This is a genomic window from Flavivirga abyssicola, assembly GCF_030540775.2.
Classification (GTDB): Bacteria; Bacteroidota; Bacteroidia; order Flavobacteriales; family Flavobacteriaceae; genus Flavivirga; species Flavivirga abyssicola.
This window is the reverse complement of record NZ_CP141266.1, coordinates 4,274,719-4,291,159: the sequence shown is the minus strand read 5'-3', so window position 1 is coordinate 4,291,159 and position 16,441 is coordinate 4,274,719. Positions and strand designations below refer to the sequence as shown.

General features: G+C 35.4%; 8 protein-coding genes. 3 read left to right on the top strand and 5 right to left on the bottom strand.

Annotated elements, in window-relative coordinates; all coding sequences use genetic code 11:
- Nucleotides 1–96 precede the first annotated feature (96 nt).
- Nucleotides 97–2,049 (top strand): M1 family metallopeptidase, encoded by a 1,953-nt coding sequence (locus Q4Q34_RS18005; protein ID WP_303317807.1) that lies wholly within the window; start codon nucleotides 97–99, stop codon nucleotides 2,047–2,049.
- Nucleotides 2,050–2,052: 3 nt separating this feature from the next.
- On the opposite strand, the gene Q4Q34_RS18000 is transcribed toward Q4Q34_RS18005, so the two are convergent.
- Nucleotides 2,053–3,048, bottom strand: coding sequence for a PorP/SprF family type IX secretion system membrane protein (locus tag Q4Q34_RS18000; RefSeq protein ID WP_303317806.1), 996 nt, complete (start codon nucleotides 3,046–3,048; stop codon nucleotides 2,053–2,055).
- Between the two features lie 18 nt (nucleotides 3,049–3,066).
- Complete coding sequence (locus Q4Q34_RS17995; protein WP_303317805.1) at nucleotides 3,067–9,150, bottom strand: PKD domain-containing protein; 6,084 nt, start codon at nucleotides 9,148–9,150, stop codon at nucleotides 3,067–3,069.
- A gap of 277 nt (nucleotides 9,151–9,427) precedes the next feature.
- Between Q4Q34_RS17995 and Q4Q34_RS17990 the strand changes: the two genes are divergently transcribed.
- Nucleotides 9,428–10,357, top strand: coding sequence for a patatin-like phospholipase family protein (locus tag Q4Q34_RS17990; protein ID WP_303317804.1), 930 nt, complete (start codon nucleotides 9,428–9,430; stop codon nucleotides 10,355–10,357).
- On the opposite strand, the gene Q4Q34_RS17985 is transcribed toward Q4Q34_RS17990, so the two are convergent.
- The 3 genes from Q4Q34_RS17985 to Q4Q34_RS17975 all read right to left on the bottom strand — a co-directional run bounded on the left by Q4Q34_RS17985 (nucleotide 10,343) and on the right by Q4Q34_RS17975 (nucleotide 13,884).
- Nucleotides 10,343–10,864 (bottom strand): DUF7935 family protein, encoded by a 522-nt coding sequence (locus tag Q4Q34_RS17985; protein ID WP_303317803.1) that lies wholly within the window; start codon nucleotides 10,862–10,864, stop codon nucleotides 10,343–10,345. The two genes, Q4Q34_RS17990 and Q4Q34_RS17985, sit on opposite strands and share 15 nt — an antisense overlap.
- A gap of 181 nt (nucleotides 10,865–11,045) precedes the next feature.
- The gene (locus Q4Q34_RS17980; protein ID WP_303317802.1) at nucleotides 11,046–12,611 is read right to left on the bottom strand and encodes an FMN-binding glutamate synthase family protein; all 1,566 of its coding nucleotides are present in this window, start codon (nucleotides 12,609–12,611) and stop codon (nucleotides 11,046–11,048) included.
- 1 nt (nucleotide 12,612) lies between these two features.
- Entirely contained in the window at nucleotides 12,613–13,884 is a 1,272-nt protein-coding gene (locus Q4Q34_RS17975) for an amidohydrolase (RefSeq protein ID WP_303317801.1), read from the bottom strand.
- 134 nt (nucleotides 13,885–14,018) lie between these two features.
- Between Q4Q34_RS17975 and Q4Q34_RS17970 the strand changes: the two genes are divergently transcribed.
- Nucleotides 14,019–16,355: an ATP-dependent helicase gene (locus Q4Q34_RS17970; protein ID WP_303317800.1), complete on the top strand. Its 2,337-nt coding sequence runs from the start codon at nucleotides 14,019–14,021 to the stop codon at nucleotides 16,353–16,355.
- Nucleotides 16,356–16,441 lie beyond the last annotated feature (86 nt).

Here is a 16,441-nt window from a genome sequence, read left to right as displayed (position 1 = left end):
AAATATTTTTATTTGATTTTATCATCAAATTTTAACAATTAGTTAAAGAATATATTTGAATATAAAATGTTATTTTAGTCTAATGTTTTATTTTCTATGAAATACTTTTTTCCGGGCCTATTTTTATTTTTCACTTCATTTGGTTTTTCTCAACAAACGGAATATGTCGATTTTAAAAAGGCAGAGGTTGATATTGGAGTTAATATTGATTCGTTAGGAATAGTAGGTGTTGTAAAGTATTCATTTGAAATATTGAAAAAAACCGACTCTGTTTTTTTTGATGCTCAGAATATAAATTTTAAAGCAATACGTATGGATGGAAAAGGAGTCAAACATAAAAATGACACAAAAAAACTTTGTGTTTATTCTAATTTTAAGCGAGGAACTTCTCATGAAGTGCAGTTTGTTTTTAGGGCAAAGCCTAAAAAAGCTTTATATTTTATTGATAGGGATTACGAAGACGGTAACAAACAAATTTGGACGCAAGGACAAGGGAAATATACAAGTAATTGGTTGCCATCAATAGATGATATGAATGATAAAATTGAATTTGATTTAACAGTCACTTTCGATAAAGATTACGAAGTTATTGCCAACGGAAAACTAACAAATAAACAGATAAACGAATCGACAATTATTTGGCATTATGATATGCAAAAGCCCATGTCCAGCTATTTAGTAGCTTTAGCTATTGGCAAATACGATAAAAAAGTAGCATACTCAAAAAGCGGGATTCCGTTAGAGATGTATTATTATCCTGAAGATTCCTTAAAGTTTGAACCAACTTATCGTTACACCAAACCCATGTTCGATTTTCTGGAAGAAGAAATTGGTGTTCCGTATCCTTGGCAAAATTATAAGCAAGTGCCAGTAAAAGATTTTCTGTATGCTGGTATGGAAAATACAGGTACTACGATTTTTTCTGATGCTTTTGTGGTTGATTCCATTGCTTTTGTTGATAAAAATTATGTAAATGTCAATGCACATGAATTAGCACACCAATGGTTTGGAAATTTGGTTACAGAAACTTCAGGAACGCACCATTGGTTACAAGAAGGCTTTGCAACGTATTATGCTTTATTGGCAGAACGTAAGGTTTTTGGTGATAATTATTACTATTGGAGGCTTTACGAATATGCTCAGGAGTTATTGGAACAGCATAATGCCAGGCAAAGTACCTCGCTTTTAGACCCTAAATCGAGTAGCACAACTTTTTATAAAAAAGGAGCCTGGGTATTGCATATGCTTCGAGAAAAGGTAGGAGATTCGGCATTTAGAACTGCGGTGATAAACTATTTGAATAAAAATCAATTCAAAAATGTTGAAACAGATGATTTTATAAAAGAGGTGGAGCAGGCAAGTGGACAGCATTTAGATGCGTTTGTTGAAACTTGGCTAGAGGCTAAAAAGTTTAATTATGATGACGCTTTAAAGAGTCTTGAAAAATCAGTATTTATACAGGAATATTTGATGGTAGATTGTACTGGGTACACATCCAAATGTTCGGGTTATTTATTATCTGGAATTTCGGATGAAGCTAAAATAAAAGTCGTTTCTCAAATGCCAAATCGATTAAAAAAAGAAGATTTCAAGAATTCTTTAAAAGTACGCCAAGCCATTGCTAAAAGTATATCCAAAGTATCGGAAGAATTTAAAAAAGAATACGAAACATTTCTTGACGATAAGTCATATGTAACTATAGAGTCTGCTTTATTTAGGTTATGGAATAGTTTTCCTCAAGAGCAAAGCAAGTATTTGGAAAAAACTAAAGACATTCAAGGGTTTAACAACAAGAATATTAGAACGCTTTGGTTAACATTGGCACTAATTACTGATGATTTTGAACCTGAAAACAGTGCGTTGTTTTTTAAAGAATTATTAGATTATACAAGTCCAAAATACGGTTTTGAAATACGTATGAATGCATTTAATTATTTAATGTGGATAAGTTCTTGTGGAGAGGAATGTCAAGAAAATTTGCAACAGGCTACAAAGCATCATAATTGGCAGTTTTCAAAGTTTGCAAAAGAGATGCTAAAAATAAAATAACTGTTATTTTCTTCGTTCCAAATATGCTGGGTTTTTGCAAATTAAACAGCCTGCTAAATAGGTGATGGAAAGCTCATAAACACCATCGGTTCTACCAATGTCGGTAGTGTTTAAATCATAAGAAAAACCAAAGCGTAACTGCTCTAATTCTAATCCTATAAACGCATTAATAGAAGTTAATAAATGGCTGTTTAAGCTGTTTTTTGCAGGATTGGTAACAGCCATAGCTCCCAACATAAGCTTTTCGAGCTTTACAGTAGTTCCTATATCTAACCTGTTATATTGTCCTTGTTGCATGTAATTAATAGAGACAAGCATATCGTTATAATCAAAATATGGAAACTTATAATTAGCATGAATGGAATAAAAGATATCTAATGGCACATTCCCATTTTCCACAAATGAAATATTGGGTCTGTTCAGGTGTTTTATAGAAGCTCCTAGCCACAAATCCGTATCGTTTCGTGTATTTTTTTTATCAAAAACAAAACCAGCATTAAAATCAAAGAAAGAAACATTTCTGTTGGCATTCATTGCAAATATATCTGATGAAATAGGATTTATAGTTTCTGAATTAATATTGATTTGATCGGCTAATACCAGATTACTGAAATTAAAGGACTTTGTACCAAAACCAAATTCTACAGCAGGTCTGAAGAACCAGTTGTTAGCCAACTTTACGTGATATGAGTAGTTGATATTCCCTTGCAAATGATTGTAGCTGGTATTGTTTTCATGCTGATTTAAAATACTAATACCAACGCCACCAATATTTTCAAGCCAAGTATTAAAAAAAGCATATTCGGTATCTATTCTTAGGTTTAAGCGAGGCCATTGTGTCCTATGGATTAAGCCAAAATATGTAGCATCTTCAAATCCTGAAAACCCGGGGTTCATAGTTTCCGGTACTAAATGGTATTGCGTAAATACAGGGTCTTGGGCGCTTACTTTTAAACAGAAACAACTTATAATAATTAGGACTGATATTTTAAATTTCATTAGCTTGTCTTGATACATCTACTTAATTAATACAACAGGGCCTTCTTTTGTAATGGTTTCTCCATAAAAAGTCTTAGCGGAAAATTTAAAGTAATAATTACCGTTTTCTGCATCAGCATCATTTATTTTACCGTTCCAGCCATCAATATCGTCTCCTTTTTCGGAATAGATTAAACTTCCCCAGGTGTCATAGATATCTAAAACCATATTGTTTAACCCAACAAATGCTGGATTGAAAAAATCATTTATATTATCGTTATTTGGTGTGAAAGCATTAGGCATCATAAGGCTATATCCTTTTTCAACAGATAACGTGATGATTTTTTCATAAATACAACCAAAAGGGTACGTGACAGTTTGCTTTATTATATAGCCTCCCTCAGTAGTGTAAGTATGCTCCGGGTTTTCTTCATTGGAAAAATTACCATCTCCAAAATCCCAAAGAATAGAAATGTAATCACCTATAGCAGTATTCGTAAATTGAATAGGGTCTTTTTTTGAATATATTCCAAAAGAGGTATAACCAATGGAATTTAGTTCGAAACCTGCATCGCCAAGAACAGGAATATCCACATTATGTGAAAAGTTTGTTGAGCATCCAAAACTATCAATAACACTAACAATTGCTAAACCATCCTGATCGGTATTCATAATTTCATTATTAGCACCACTAATTGTTCCGCTTGACCAACTTATTTGATAGGGAGGGATACCTCCGGTAACTCTGGCAACAAAAGTTTGTTCTACATGTCGAGTTATACAATCAAAATCGGTAATAGTCTCTACATCAATAGTAAGCGGATCAAATCTGTTAACTGTCCAATTGTTTGATATTTCACATCCATTAGCATCGGTAATCACAACTGAAAAAGTACCAGGAGGGATAGCGTCTAAGTCTTCGGTAGTTTCACCGTTAGACCATGAATAACTTAACGGAAGAGTGCCTCCAGTTACTGTTAAATTAATAGCTCCGCTATTAGCATTATCACAGTCTAAAGCATCAGTTGTAACAGCAGATAACTCTAACGGATCTGGTTCTGAAATAACAAAGGTTTCCGATATAATACAAGGGGTGGCATCTGTAATAGTTACAGAATAAGTTCCTGGACTTAAATTGTTTCGTTCTACACCGGCAGAAGCATCGTCATTCCAAACAAGTGTTACCGGGGCGATACCTCCAACTAGATTTAAGGCAATGTTGGCATCATTCTCTCCATAACAGGAGACATTCGCTACAGTTGGGTTAATTGAAAACTCCGGAGCTTCATCTATAATAACAGTTGCTTGTTTCTCACAATTGGTATCGTCTGTAATTGTAATAATATAAGTCCCGGCAGATAAATTGTTCTGTACAGGTCCAGAACCAAGCGTACTCCATTGTATGGTATAAGGTGGATTACCTCCCGAAATATTGTCGATAGTTATAGAAGCATTATTGTTTCCATAGCATTCAATTTCGGTTGTGGAATAATCTATAATAATTTCATCAGATTGATCTAAAATAACCTCTAATGTATCTGTACAACCAGATTTATCAGTTACAGTTAAATGGTATGTTCCAGCAAATAATCCTGACAGATTTTGGAGGTTACTTGTGTACCCGTTTGGCCCTGTCCATGAATAAGAATAATCAAAAACTCCAGTAGATATTTCTATTTGTCTTCCTCCTATAGTGTTAATATTAATAGCACCCGTAGCATCACCAAAACAAATAATATCAACTTGATTTACTAGGCTTACATCCAATACAGGAGGCTCTATAATCTGAAAATTTTGAACTATAGGTGTACAATTGTTTGCGTCGGTAACCGTGATTTGATAATCTCCGGGACCTAGATTTGATAAATCTTCTGTATTGGAAAAGGGATTTCCGTTTCGTGTCCAGTTATATGTATAAGGGGTGGTACCTCCATAAATATCAATATTTATAGAGCCATCATCAGCACCGAAACAGGAAATAGTCTCCGGATCAAAACTAATAGAGCTAAAAATAAGTTCCTCAGGTTCGAGAATGGTAAATGTATCTGTAAAAGGACAGTCGCCTTCATCATTTATCGTTACAGCATAATTACCAGGCTCTAAATTAGAAATATCTTCATTGGAATTGGTGTATCCATTAGGACCAGTCCATGATATTTGATACGGGGGACCAGTTGTAAAAGGAATACCTCCACTAATAGTTATTTCAATAGTTCCTGTATTAGAAAGATAGCATCTACTATTGGTCAGGTTTCTGGTAATACTGATTGAAGGGTTAACAGTAACAGTAATAGTAAAATCTGTTCCAGTGCAATTACCGGATATAGGAGTTACTGTATAAGTTACTGTAGCTGGATTAGCTGTATTATTTATTGGTGTCTGGCTAATATTGTTTTGCGGGGTGATTTCATTAGAGGCTCCCGTTATGGTACCTGCGGGACTTATTACAGGAGTTGTCCAGATATATTGGGTTCCGGTAGGAACTGTGTCTCCACCAGTGGAATCAGGAATAATATTGAAGTTAATACCACTACAGATGGTTAATGATGTGTCTGAAATACTAGGGGTTTGATTGACTATAAGTTCTGCTGTTTGTGATGTAATTTGAGTACACCCGCCAGAAGAAAACGTAATGGTTGCGTAATAATAAACTCTACCAATAGATCCTGAGGGAGGGATAAAGGTAGAAGCGGTCTCTCCGGTTAAAATGTTTCCTGTTGCGTTATTGTCTACCGTATTTGAATACCATTGATAAGTGGGTGTTCCAACACCATTAGAGTAAGAGACTGATAGCGTATTGAAAGTCTCACCAGAGCAAATAGTTTCGGACAAGGGATGAGACGAAAATGAAGGCGCTTGATTAACAGTCACACTAGAAGTATTACTGGTAACACTACAACCCGGATCAGATTGTGTAATAATACAGTAGTAATACAATGTACCTACAATATTTGTAGGAGGTGTAAAGGTCGCATTCGTAGCTCCGGTTATTAGAGTGCCACCAGAGTTGCTATTGGTTGTATTACTGTACCATTGGTAGTTATATGTGGTTCCAGATCCTCCGGTAGCTGCCGCTTGTAAGTCTTGTGGTGTCGTACCTTCGCATAATGTTTGAGAGGCTATAGGTTGGGTTGTAAGAATAGGATCGTCTACTACAATGACTTCAGAGGTGTTACTGGTTATTGGACTACAACCACTTCCGTTCGGAGTTATAGTTACATAATAATAGTAATTACCTGAGACAGTAAAAGTGGGAGGTGTGTAACTGGAACTGTTCGCTCCAGTAATAACAGTCCCTCCTGTATTGGAATTGGTTGTATTTGAATACCATTGGTATGTAATAGTTCCGGTACCCCCAGAGTGAACGACAGATAATGTAGTATTTATATCACCGCCAATACAAATATTTTGGCTAACTATAGGATTTGTATCAATTTGAATACCGTTTACAATTTCTATACGGGCCGTATCAGAGGTTATTTCATTACACCCAGAACCAGATGAAAAGGATACAACACAATAATAAAAGGTTACTCCAACCGGATTATTTGGGGGAGTGTATGTTGCTGATGTTTCGCCTGTTATAATAGTTCCTGTTGTATTATTGTTAATAGTATTGCTATACCATTGATACGTTGGAGTACCAGGGCCATTAACAGCAACAGAGAGCTGGTTTATAGGCCCATTTAAACAAATAGTTTCCGATTGTGGCTGACTAGTGAAAGAGGGAGCAGGATCAACTGTTATGACAAGGTTTGCAGGTGTTCCGGAGCAACCACCAACAGAAGGTGTTATAACATAAGTGACATCTTGTGATGTGCTATTGGAATTAAAAATAGTCTGAACTGGAATTGTATCTGTACTACCAGAGGCTATAAACCCTGTTACACCGGCAGGGGCAGTAGCTGTCCAATTGTATGTTGTGCCAGTTATATCTGACGTTAATGGCACTTGATTTGTGTCGGTCCCAGAACAAATAGTCTGTGCTAAGTTAGTATTCGTTATTGTTGGAATTGGGTTAACAATAAAGTCTTCGGTATCTGTCGTGGTGCCACAACTACTTGTAACATTAAATGTAATTTGGTAGTTGCCCGGTGTAGGATAATTTATGGTGCCTGGGTTTAAGGTACTTGAACTGGCAGGTGAGCCTCCGGGGAAGCTCCAACTGTATGTTAAAGTTTCTGATGCAGGCGCACAGCTCGTCACATTTGCTACAGGGTTTATGCTTGCTGAGCCGCAAAAATTCGAAATGGCATTAATGGTGGCTGTAGGAGGTTGTTTTACTTCTATGGTTTCTGAAGTTGTACTATTGCCACAGGCATTTGTAGTCGTAAGTGTTAATGTATAAGTTCCGGCAGTTACAAAATTTATTCTTGGTGCTGCTGAGTTTTCATCGGTTCCATTGGTGAAATTCCAGGTGGCAGGAGCGGTACCGCAAAAACCGGAAGTATAAGAAACTTCCCAAAGATACGTTTCACCACCACAGCTTGACGCTAGGTTTGTTGTGTTTGTAGTTTGTATTCCAAGCGGTGCACAACCATTATTGGTATTTAATGTGAAAGCAGCTGTTAACTGAGGCTCTATGCATATCGTTTCAGTAATGATGTTTGTAGTGCCACAGGAGTTTTCGCCGTAAAGAGAAACTGTGTATGTACCAGGGGAAGTGTATACATGACTAGGATTTCTTAATGTAGATGTTGTGCTGTCTCCAAAGTCCCAATAATAGCCATCATTAACACTACAATTATTACTGTAGCCTCCTGTTGATGTATTATTAAATTGCACTGTAGAATTCACGCAACTAATAGGGGGAGCTTCAAAATCGACTTCAGGTTTTCTTAAAATAATAATAGGACCAGCTGTTAAGTTTGTTTGCCCGCATGATGTGGAAATATTCAAAAAAACAGTATAACTGCTGGGACAACTGGATTCTGTATAGGTATGAGGTATTGGGAAATTTTGAGAATTTGCAGGATCTGCTGCATTATAATATGTAGAGCTTTCTAATTGGGCTTGGGTGTAATTTTCAACTGCCCCATCCCCGAAGTCAACCAGATATGTTGTGTCCGGAGCATTAGTTCCCCAAGAACCAATAGCAAAATCAATTGGAGAGGTGGGAATACATAAATTTACAGTATTTCCGGGGTTTACAATAGCACCTGTGGGATTGCTAGAGTTTTTTACTAAATAAGTAACTGTATTATCACAGTTACTGCCTCTTCCTGTTATGTCCATATTAAAAGAACCTAACTGTGTGTAAGTGTGTGTAGCTGGAAATGTAACATTGGTTTCAACGGGACTTCCATCTCCCCAGTCTACATCATATGAGTTTATGCAAGCTGAGGAAACATTACTTATTCCAACATTAATAGTGAAAGAAGGATCTGTAGTATTGTTTCCGCAGTTATTAAACGGATCAAACCTGTTGTCTATATCCTCAAATTCTAATCTGGGTTTTTGCTGAATTGAAACAGGTTTGGTTATGGAATTACTACAACCATTAGTATCAGTTACTGTAAGTGTTACATTGGAATTTTGAAACCCACACCCCAAAGAAGTAAAAGTATGAGAAGGATTGGTGTTAGTACTCGTACTTCCATCTCCAAAACTCCAACTGTAGGTAAATGGACCATTTCCGGTGGCACTTGACGTGAAATTCACAGAAGTTCCTGAGCAGGCACCGTCATTGTTAAAAGTAAAATCTACTGTTGGTTCACTAACGGTTACAGTTGCTGTACCATTTGCAGATGATGTGTCATTGGAACCATCCCGAACAGATACCAGTTGATAAGTGAAAGAACCAACACTGGTAGTGTTTACACCTACTGTTGCTGTATTTCCAGTAGATGTTACAGTTAGATTAGAACCTCCAATATTATAGGTAAATGTGTATGGTGCATTACCTCCAGACCCTGTAAACGTTATTTGCGGTTGTGTATCGTTTCTGCAAACCTGCGTTGTTCCGGAAATAGTAGCAGACGGCGGAAGTGAAGTTTTGACTTTTTTGTGCGCTTTTAATGAATCTGTTTTTATTGTATTTTTTAAATCAGAGTGATTTAAAGCAAAGAATGAAAGACTGATTATAAAAAAAGAAATAGCTGTAAGAAAATAACCCTTCCTCATGTAAAATAATTGTGTTAATAGCTGATACTAAAATAGATATTCTTTTTAATGAGGCACTATTTAATAATAACATATGTTAAATTATTCTACAAAATGCACAATTCAGGGTATGTAAAACATTTAGCAATTAAAATAAGAAGTTATAATTTCGAAATTAATAGGAGATAATCTACAAAATGCATAAAATAGATATCTAACACTATAAATACCTAAATAAAGAATTTTAGTATTAAAATTAATATTGGTTCTTATTATATTTACGATTAGAAAAATAAAAATGAAAGCACTAGTAATTTCAGGAGGAGGTAGTAAAGGAGCTTATGCAGGCGGGGTTGCTCAGTATTTAATACAGGAAGAAGGTAGGGATTATGATATGTATTTAGGGACATCTACAGGGAGTTTACTGGTTCCGCATATAGCAGCTGGGGAAATTGATAAAATCAAAGAAGTCTTTACGAATGTTAATCAGAGTAATATTTTTAGTGTAAATCCTTTTGTACAACGAAAAAAGGGAAATCGAGAATTTGTTTCAATCGATTTTATAAACACGCTTTGGCAATTCATAAAAATGAAACGGACTTTTGGTGAGAGTAAAGCTTTGAGGCGTCACATAAAAAAACATTTTACAGAAGCAGAATACAACGTAATTAGAAAAACCAAAGATGATGTTGTAGTTACAGTGTCTAATTTATCTAAAAACAGAGTCGAATATAAATCCATAAAAGATTTTAGTTATGATGAGTTTTGTGATTGGGTATGGATTTCATGTAATTATATTCCATTTATGTCTTTAGTTAAAAGAAACGGTTTTGAATATGCCGATGGTGGCTTAGGGTGTGTGATTCCTATTAGAGAAGCTATATTACGAGGGGCTACCGAAGTTGATGCAGTTGTTTTAGAGTCTGAAAATATGGAGTACAATAAAGTGCTGGGTAAAAACCCATTTTCTTTAATGATTAATTTGTTTAGTCACCTTTTGGATCAAGTGGAACGCAGCGACATTACCATTGGAAAATTAGCAGCAAAAAATAAAGGTGTAAAACTCAATTTTTATTATACACCCTCTAAACTTATTGAAAACTCATTGATTTTTAATAAAAAATTGATGACTTCATGGTGGCAACAAGGATATGACTATGCAAAAGAAAAATATCGTGAAGCCCGTTCAAACGAGCTACGTATTGATGACGATTTACCACAAGTCTGATACTTCTTCTTTAATAAAAGAAAGCGCAGCATCACTAGGTGAATGACGTTCCATCATTTCGGTTAAAATAACTTCTCGTAGTTTATTCGCTGTATCTGTTTTCTCAAGTAAATTAGCTTTTCTTATAAGTTGAATCGTGGCATTTTTTGCCGTAGTAATAATGCTCCAGCATTTATCACTGATATATATTTGCTGTGATAAATTATGTTCGAATTCCTGTTCAATAGTATGTATAAGTAAAGCTTCGTAATCCTCTTTATTTGAGGTTAATGGGGTTGTTCTGATTAATAATTTAGAAGGTGTGATGCGTTCTAAAAATAAAGCCATTCTTTCATAGGCTTGCAAGCGCAAAGGCATCGCTGTGACTTGTAAATCTTTTTTTAATAAAAACCGTCTGCGGCCATCTTCATTTTTGGTATGCTCTTTAAAAAAATAATACGCAATGACACCAGTTATTAATGATGGGATTGCGAATAAAAATAAATCTAAAATTCTTTGTGCATCCATAAAATGTTAATCGATTTGGGTTTATAGAAGTGGTTTAGACTTTTTATAATTGGCTACAAAATGCCCTTTACATCCCCATATTTTGTCTTTTTATTACTCCGTAGCGATGCTATGCAGCTCAAAAAAGCCTTAATTTGGGAATGAAATTGCTATTTTTCACTTCAATCAAAAAAGTTCAAAATCACTTCTTGTTATAATTTGATCCCAAATATAAACAATCTTTTAAATCCTGCATACTATTAAATGGTACAGGTGTTTTTTCATACATATAAGTTCTGTCTAATTCTTTTGAAAGGTTATGGTCATCTACATTAATTTCAATATCATTCATTTTAAATTGGCAGGGATGCTCGTATCCGGCAGCATGTGTAATTTCTACTAATTCTTTCTTAAAGGTTTTAAAGTATTGTGCTAATCGTTCCGATTTTAGAGTCGGATCGATACCATTTTGTAACCATTTGCTTTGTGTGGCAATACCACTCGGGCATCTATTAGTGTGGCAAACCTGTGCCTGGATACAACCAATGCTCATCATAGCTTCGCGAGCTACATTAATACAATCTATTCCCATGGCAAATGCCATAGCAGCCTTGGCAGGAAACCCTAATTTCCCACTACCAATGAATACAACACGTTCTGATAAGCCCTTGTGTTTAAAAAGTTTATACAGATTACCAAATCCATAAACCCAGGGGAGTGATACATGGTCTGCAAAGCTAGGTGGTGCAGCTCCAGTACCACCCTCACCACCATCTACGGTAATAAAATCCGGACCTTTACCTGTTTTAAGCATGATATCGGCGAGTTCATTCCATTGTTCTAGTTTTCCTATGGCTGCTTTGATGCCAACAGGTAAACCTGTAGCTTCAGCAATATCTTCTATAAAATCTACCATTTCCGGAACGTTGGAAAACGCTTTGTGATTAGGAGGAGATAATACATCTTTACCAACTTCAACACCTCGAATTGCAGCAATTTCTTTGGTTATTTTTGCGCCTGGTAATACACCGCCTTTTCCTGGTTTTGCCCCCTGAGATAGCTTTATTTCAATAGCTCTAATAAAAGGGTTGTCATGAACCAATTCCTTCATTTTTTCCATTGAAAACCCACCGTCTTCTGCACGAACACCAAAGTATCCTGTGCCAAAATGAAATACCACATCTCCTCCGTTACTATGATAAGGTGATAAACCGCCTTCACCTGTATTATGATAGGCTCCTGCTATTTTTACACCTTTGTTTAATGAATCTACTGCTTTGGCAGAAAGTGAACCAAAACTCATAGCAGACACATTAATAACAGATGCCGGACGGTATGGTTTTTTCCGTTTATTAAATTCGCCTATAACTTTAGCACATGGCAAAAATGTTTTGTCAATACTGTTAGGGTGGTCTTTATCAACTTTAAAAGGCATCATGGCATTATTTATAAACATGTGCTGATGCTCATAAATATCTCTATCGGTACCAAAACCTTCATAATTATTTTCTTTTTTAGCGGAAGCATAAATCCAACCACGCTCAATGCGATTAAAAGGGAGTTCTTCTCTATTATTTGCTACAAAGTATTGACGCATTTCTGGTCCAATACTTTCTAGCCAATATCTCAAATGACCTATAATTGGGAAGTTATGACTAATGGTATGGCTCTTTTGAAGAAAAATATCGCGTATAGCTACCAAAGCTAATCCAATTAAAACCCAACCCCACCAGGAAATGTTTGATAGAAAATCTAATATATTATTCATTCTAATTATTTAAAAAGTCAAAAGCTATTTGAGTTAATGTTTTTACGCCTAAAAGCATCCCGCTTTCATCAATCATAAAATCTGGTGTATGATGTGGGAATGCTTCTTTGTTACCTGGAGTCATACCTCCTAAAAAGAAATAAAATCCGGGAACGACTTCTTGGAAATATGAAAAATCTTCCCCACCAGTCGTTGCTTTTCTTAAGTGCACATTTTTAACACCAGCTACTTTTTGTAGAGTAGGTAACATATTGTTCACCAAATCCGAATCATTATAAGTAATAGCTGTATTATTCTGAAAACTAATAGTAGCTTCACCTCCATAGGCTTTAGCTAAAGTTGTTACCATTTCGGTCATTCGTTTTTCAATATGAGCTTTCATTTTGGGGTCTAACGTTCTTACAGTACCTATAAGTTCTGCACTTTCTGGTATAATGTTAAAACGAGTACCAGCTGTAATTTTTCCAACTGTAATAACGGCTGCTTCATCTACAAGTTTTGATTCTCTACTTATTATAGTTTGTAAACCATCAATAATTTTAGCAGAAATTAAAATAGGATCTACACCTTGCCAAGGCCTACCACCATGTGTTTGTTTGCCTTTAACATTAATAACAAAACGTTCTACCGAAGCCATAATACCTCCTTTTTTATAGTGGATGGTTCCAACCTCATAATTGGAACGAATATGTAATCCGAAGATAGCATCTACTTTCGGATTTTCTAAAACCCCTTCTTTAATCATCATTTTTGCGCCACCTTCCTCTCCTGGAAGGGGACCTTCTTCAGCGGGTTGAAAAATAAATTTCACAGTACCTTTAATTTTATCTTTATTCTTTGTTAGGATTTCTGCAACTCCCATTAAGATCGCAGTATGTGTATCATGTCCGCAGGCATGCATCACACCAGTTTCTGTATTTAGAAAGGTTGTTTTTACTTCAGATTTAAAAGGAAGATCATTTCTCTCTGTTACGGGAAGGCCATCGATATCTGCTCTTAAAGCGACCACTTTTCCAGGAGAGCTCCCTTTTAAAATGGCAACCACACCCGTATGAGCGACTCCTGTTTGCACTTCTAAACCTAACAATTTTAAATGTTTGGCAATAGTTTCAGCCGTTTTAAATTCTCTGTTTGAAAGCTCAGGATTTTGATGAAAATGCCGACGCCATTCAATGACTTTTGGCTCTATATCTGCAAATTGTTGTTCTAAATTATTTTGTCCGTAGGAGTTGGATATTCCCAAGAAAGCGACTGCTAAAAAAAAGAATCTCATATAGTTTATTTAGATTTTGAAGCTTAAAGATATTCAAAAAGAATAAGCAAGTGTTAATTGTTTATAATTATTAATAAATCCCTTTAATTAAAAGCATAACAATGGTTATTTTCACATCGTAAAATTTATATAGTTTGGAAAAATATTTAAGCCAGTTAAATGAAGCGCAACTAGAGCCTACAATTCAAATTGATGGTCCTATGATTGTTATTGCGGGTGCTGGTTCCGGAAAAACGCGAGTACTTACGTATCGCATTGCTTATATGATGAGCAAAGGTATTGACGCTTTTAATATCTTGTCTTTAACCTTTACCAACAAAGCAGCTCGGGAAATGAAAGAGCGTATTGCCACTATTGTTGGAGCCAGTGAAGCCAAGAATTTATGGATGGGTACATTTCACTCGGTATTTGCCAAAATTTTAAGAATAGAAGCAGATAGGCTAGGGTATCCTAGTAATTTTACAATTTATGATACTCAGGATTCTGATAGATTAATTGCATCTATTATTAAAGAAATGAATCTTGATAAAGATATTTATAAGTATAAGCAAGTACGTTCTAGAATTTCATCGTATAAAAACAGTTTAATTACCGTGCGTGCTTATTTTCAAAACCCTGAGTTAAAAGAAGCCGATGCGATGGCAAGGCGTCCTAGAATGGGGGAAATTTATAAAGAATATGTAGATCGTTGTTTCAAGGCAGGTGCTATGGATTTTGATGATTTACTGCTTAAAACAAATGAACTGTTAACGCGATTTCCAGAGGTTTTAGCAAAATACCAAAACCGTTTTAAATATATTTTAGTTGATGAGTATCAGGATACCAACCACTCACAATATTTAATTGTGAGAGCGTTATCTGATAAATTTCAGAATATTTGTGTGGTGGGTGATGATGCCCAAAGTATTTATGCGTTCCGTGGTGCTAACATTAATAATATTTTGAATTTCCAGAAGGATTATGATGATGTGAAGGTTTTTAGACTTGAGCAAAATTATCGCTCTACAAAAAACATTGTGAATGCAGCAAATTCAATCATTGATAAAAATCAAACAAAACTAGACAAAGTTGTTTGGACTGCTAATGATGAAGGTGGTAAAATAAAAGTAAATCGATCATTAACGGATGGTGATGAAGGGCGTTATGTAGCAAGTACTATTTTTGAAAGCAAAATGCAAGATCAGTTAAAAAACAGTGATTTTGCTATTTTATATAGAACCAATGCACAATCGCGTTCTATTGAAGATGCATTGCGTAAGCGTGATATTCCTTATAGAATTTATGGTGGTTTATCGTTTTATCAGCGTAAAGAGATAAAAGATGTTTTGTCTTATTTGAGGCTGATTATTAACCCTGCCGATGAAGAAGCTTTAAAGCGTGTTATAAACTTTCCACCTCGAGGCATTGGCCAAACGACGGTTGATAAATTAATTGTTTCAGCCAATGGTTATAATCGTACCATGTTTGAGGTGATGAAAAACATTGATAAAACAGATGTTAAAATTAACTCAGGGACTAAAACTAAGCTTCAGAATTTTGTAACTCTAATAGAAAGTTTTCAAGTACTGAATCAAACTGCTGATGTATTTGAATTAGCTGAACATGTTACCAGAACGAGTGGACTCATAAAAGAATTCAATAAAGATGGCACACCAGAAGGTGTTACCCGAATGGAAAATATTGAAGAGCTCCTAAATGGTATGAAGGATTTTGTTGAAGGTCAAAAAGAGATAGCCGATACCACAGGGTCTTTGGCCGAGTTTTTGGAAGATGTGGCATTAGCTACCGATTTAGATGCAGATAAAGGAGATACTGATCATGTGGCCCTTATGACCATACACTTGGCTAAAGGACTAGAGTTCCCGTATGTGTATATCGTAGGCCTGGAAGAAGATTTGTTTCCTAGTGCCATGAGTATGAACACACGTAGTGAACTAGAGGAGGAGAGACGATTGTTTTATGTGGCGTTAACCCGTGCTGAAAAGCAAGCTTATTTAACCTATGCACTATCAAGATATCGTTGGGGGAAATTAGTTGATTCTGAACCAAGTCGTTTTATTGAAGAAATAGATGAACAATACTTAGAGATCCTAACACCTATTGAAGAACGTCGCTTTAATCCTATGTTGGATGCCGATATTTTTGGAGATGTAGAACCTAATAAGATTAGATATAAGCCAGCAAAACAGGCTGTACTAAAGAAAGGAAGCGTAAAGAAAGCACCAGAAAAGTTTCAAGTAACAACACCTAAAAACTTAAAACCAGTTTCAAAAACAGATACTAACGGGAATACTAATTTGTTTGATAGTAAACTAGTCGTTGGTAATATTGTTAAGCATATTCGTTTTGGAACAGGTGAAGTTTTAAAAATTGAAGGAAAAGGAGCAGATACTAAAGCCGAAATTAATTTTCAGCATGGAGGAGTTAAAAAATTACTGTTGCGATTTGCTAAGTTGGAGGTTGTAGGGTGATGTTTTTTAGTGAAAAATTGGGTTAACGTGATTTTAATATATTAAAATCTGACAGTCAGTTGTTTAACTGTTTTAATAAAGAAACT

Bases quoted from the DNA above. Each gene is read 5' to 3' on its own strand.
- Q4Q34_RS17990 (WP_303317804.1), top strand. From the start codon at position 9,428: ATGAAAGCACTAGTAATTTCAGGAGGAGGTAGTAAAGGAGCTTATGCA.
- Q4Q34_RS17995 (WP_303317805.1), bottom strand. From the start codon at position 9,150: ATGAGGAAGGGTTATTTTCTTACAGCTATTTCTTTTTTTATAATCAGT.
- Q4Q34_RS18000 (WP_303317806.1), bottom strand. From the start codon at position 3,048: ATGAAATTTAAAATATCAGTCCTAATTATTATAAGTTGTTTCTGTTTA.
- Q4Q34_RS17980 (WP_303317802.1), bottom strand. From the start codon at position 12,611: ATGAATAATATATTAGATTTTCTATCAAACATTTCCTGGTGGGGTTGG.
- Q4Q34_RS17985 (WP_303317803.1), bottom strand. From the start codon at position 10,864: ATGGATGCACAAAGAATTTTAGATTTATTTTTATTCGCAATCCCATCA.
- Q4Q34_RS17975 (WP_303317801.1), bottom strand. From the start codon at position 13,884: ATGAGATTCTTTTTTTTAGCAGTCGCTTTCTTGGGAATATCCAACTCC.
- Q4Q34_RS18005 (WP_303317807.1), top strand. From the start codon at position 97: ATGAAATACTTTTTTCCGGGCCTATTTTTATTTTTCACTTCATTTGGT.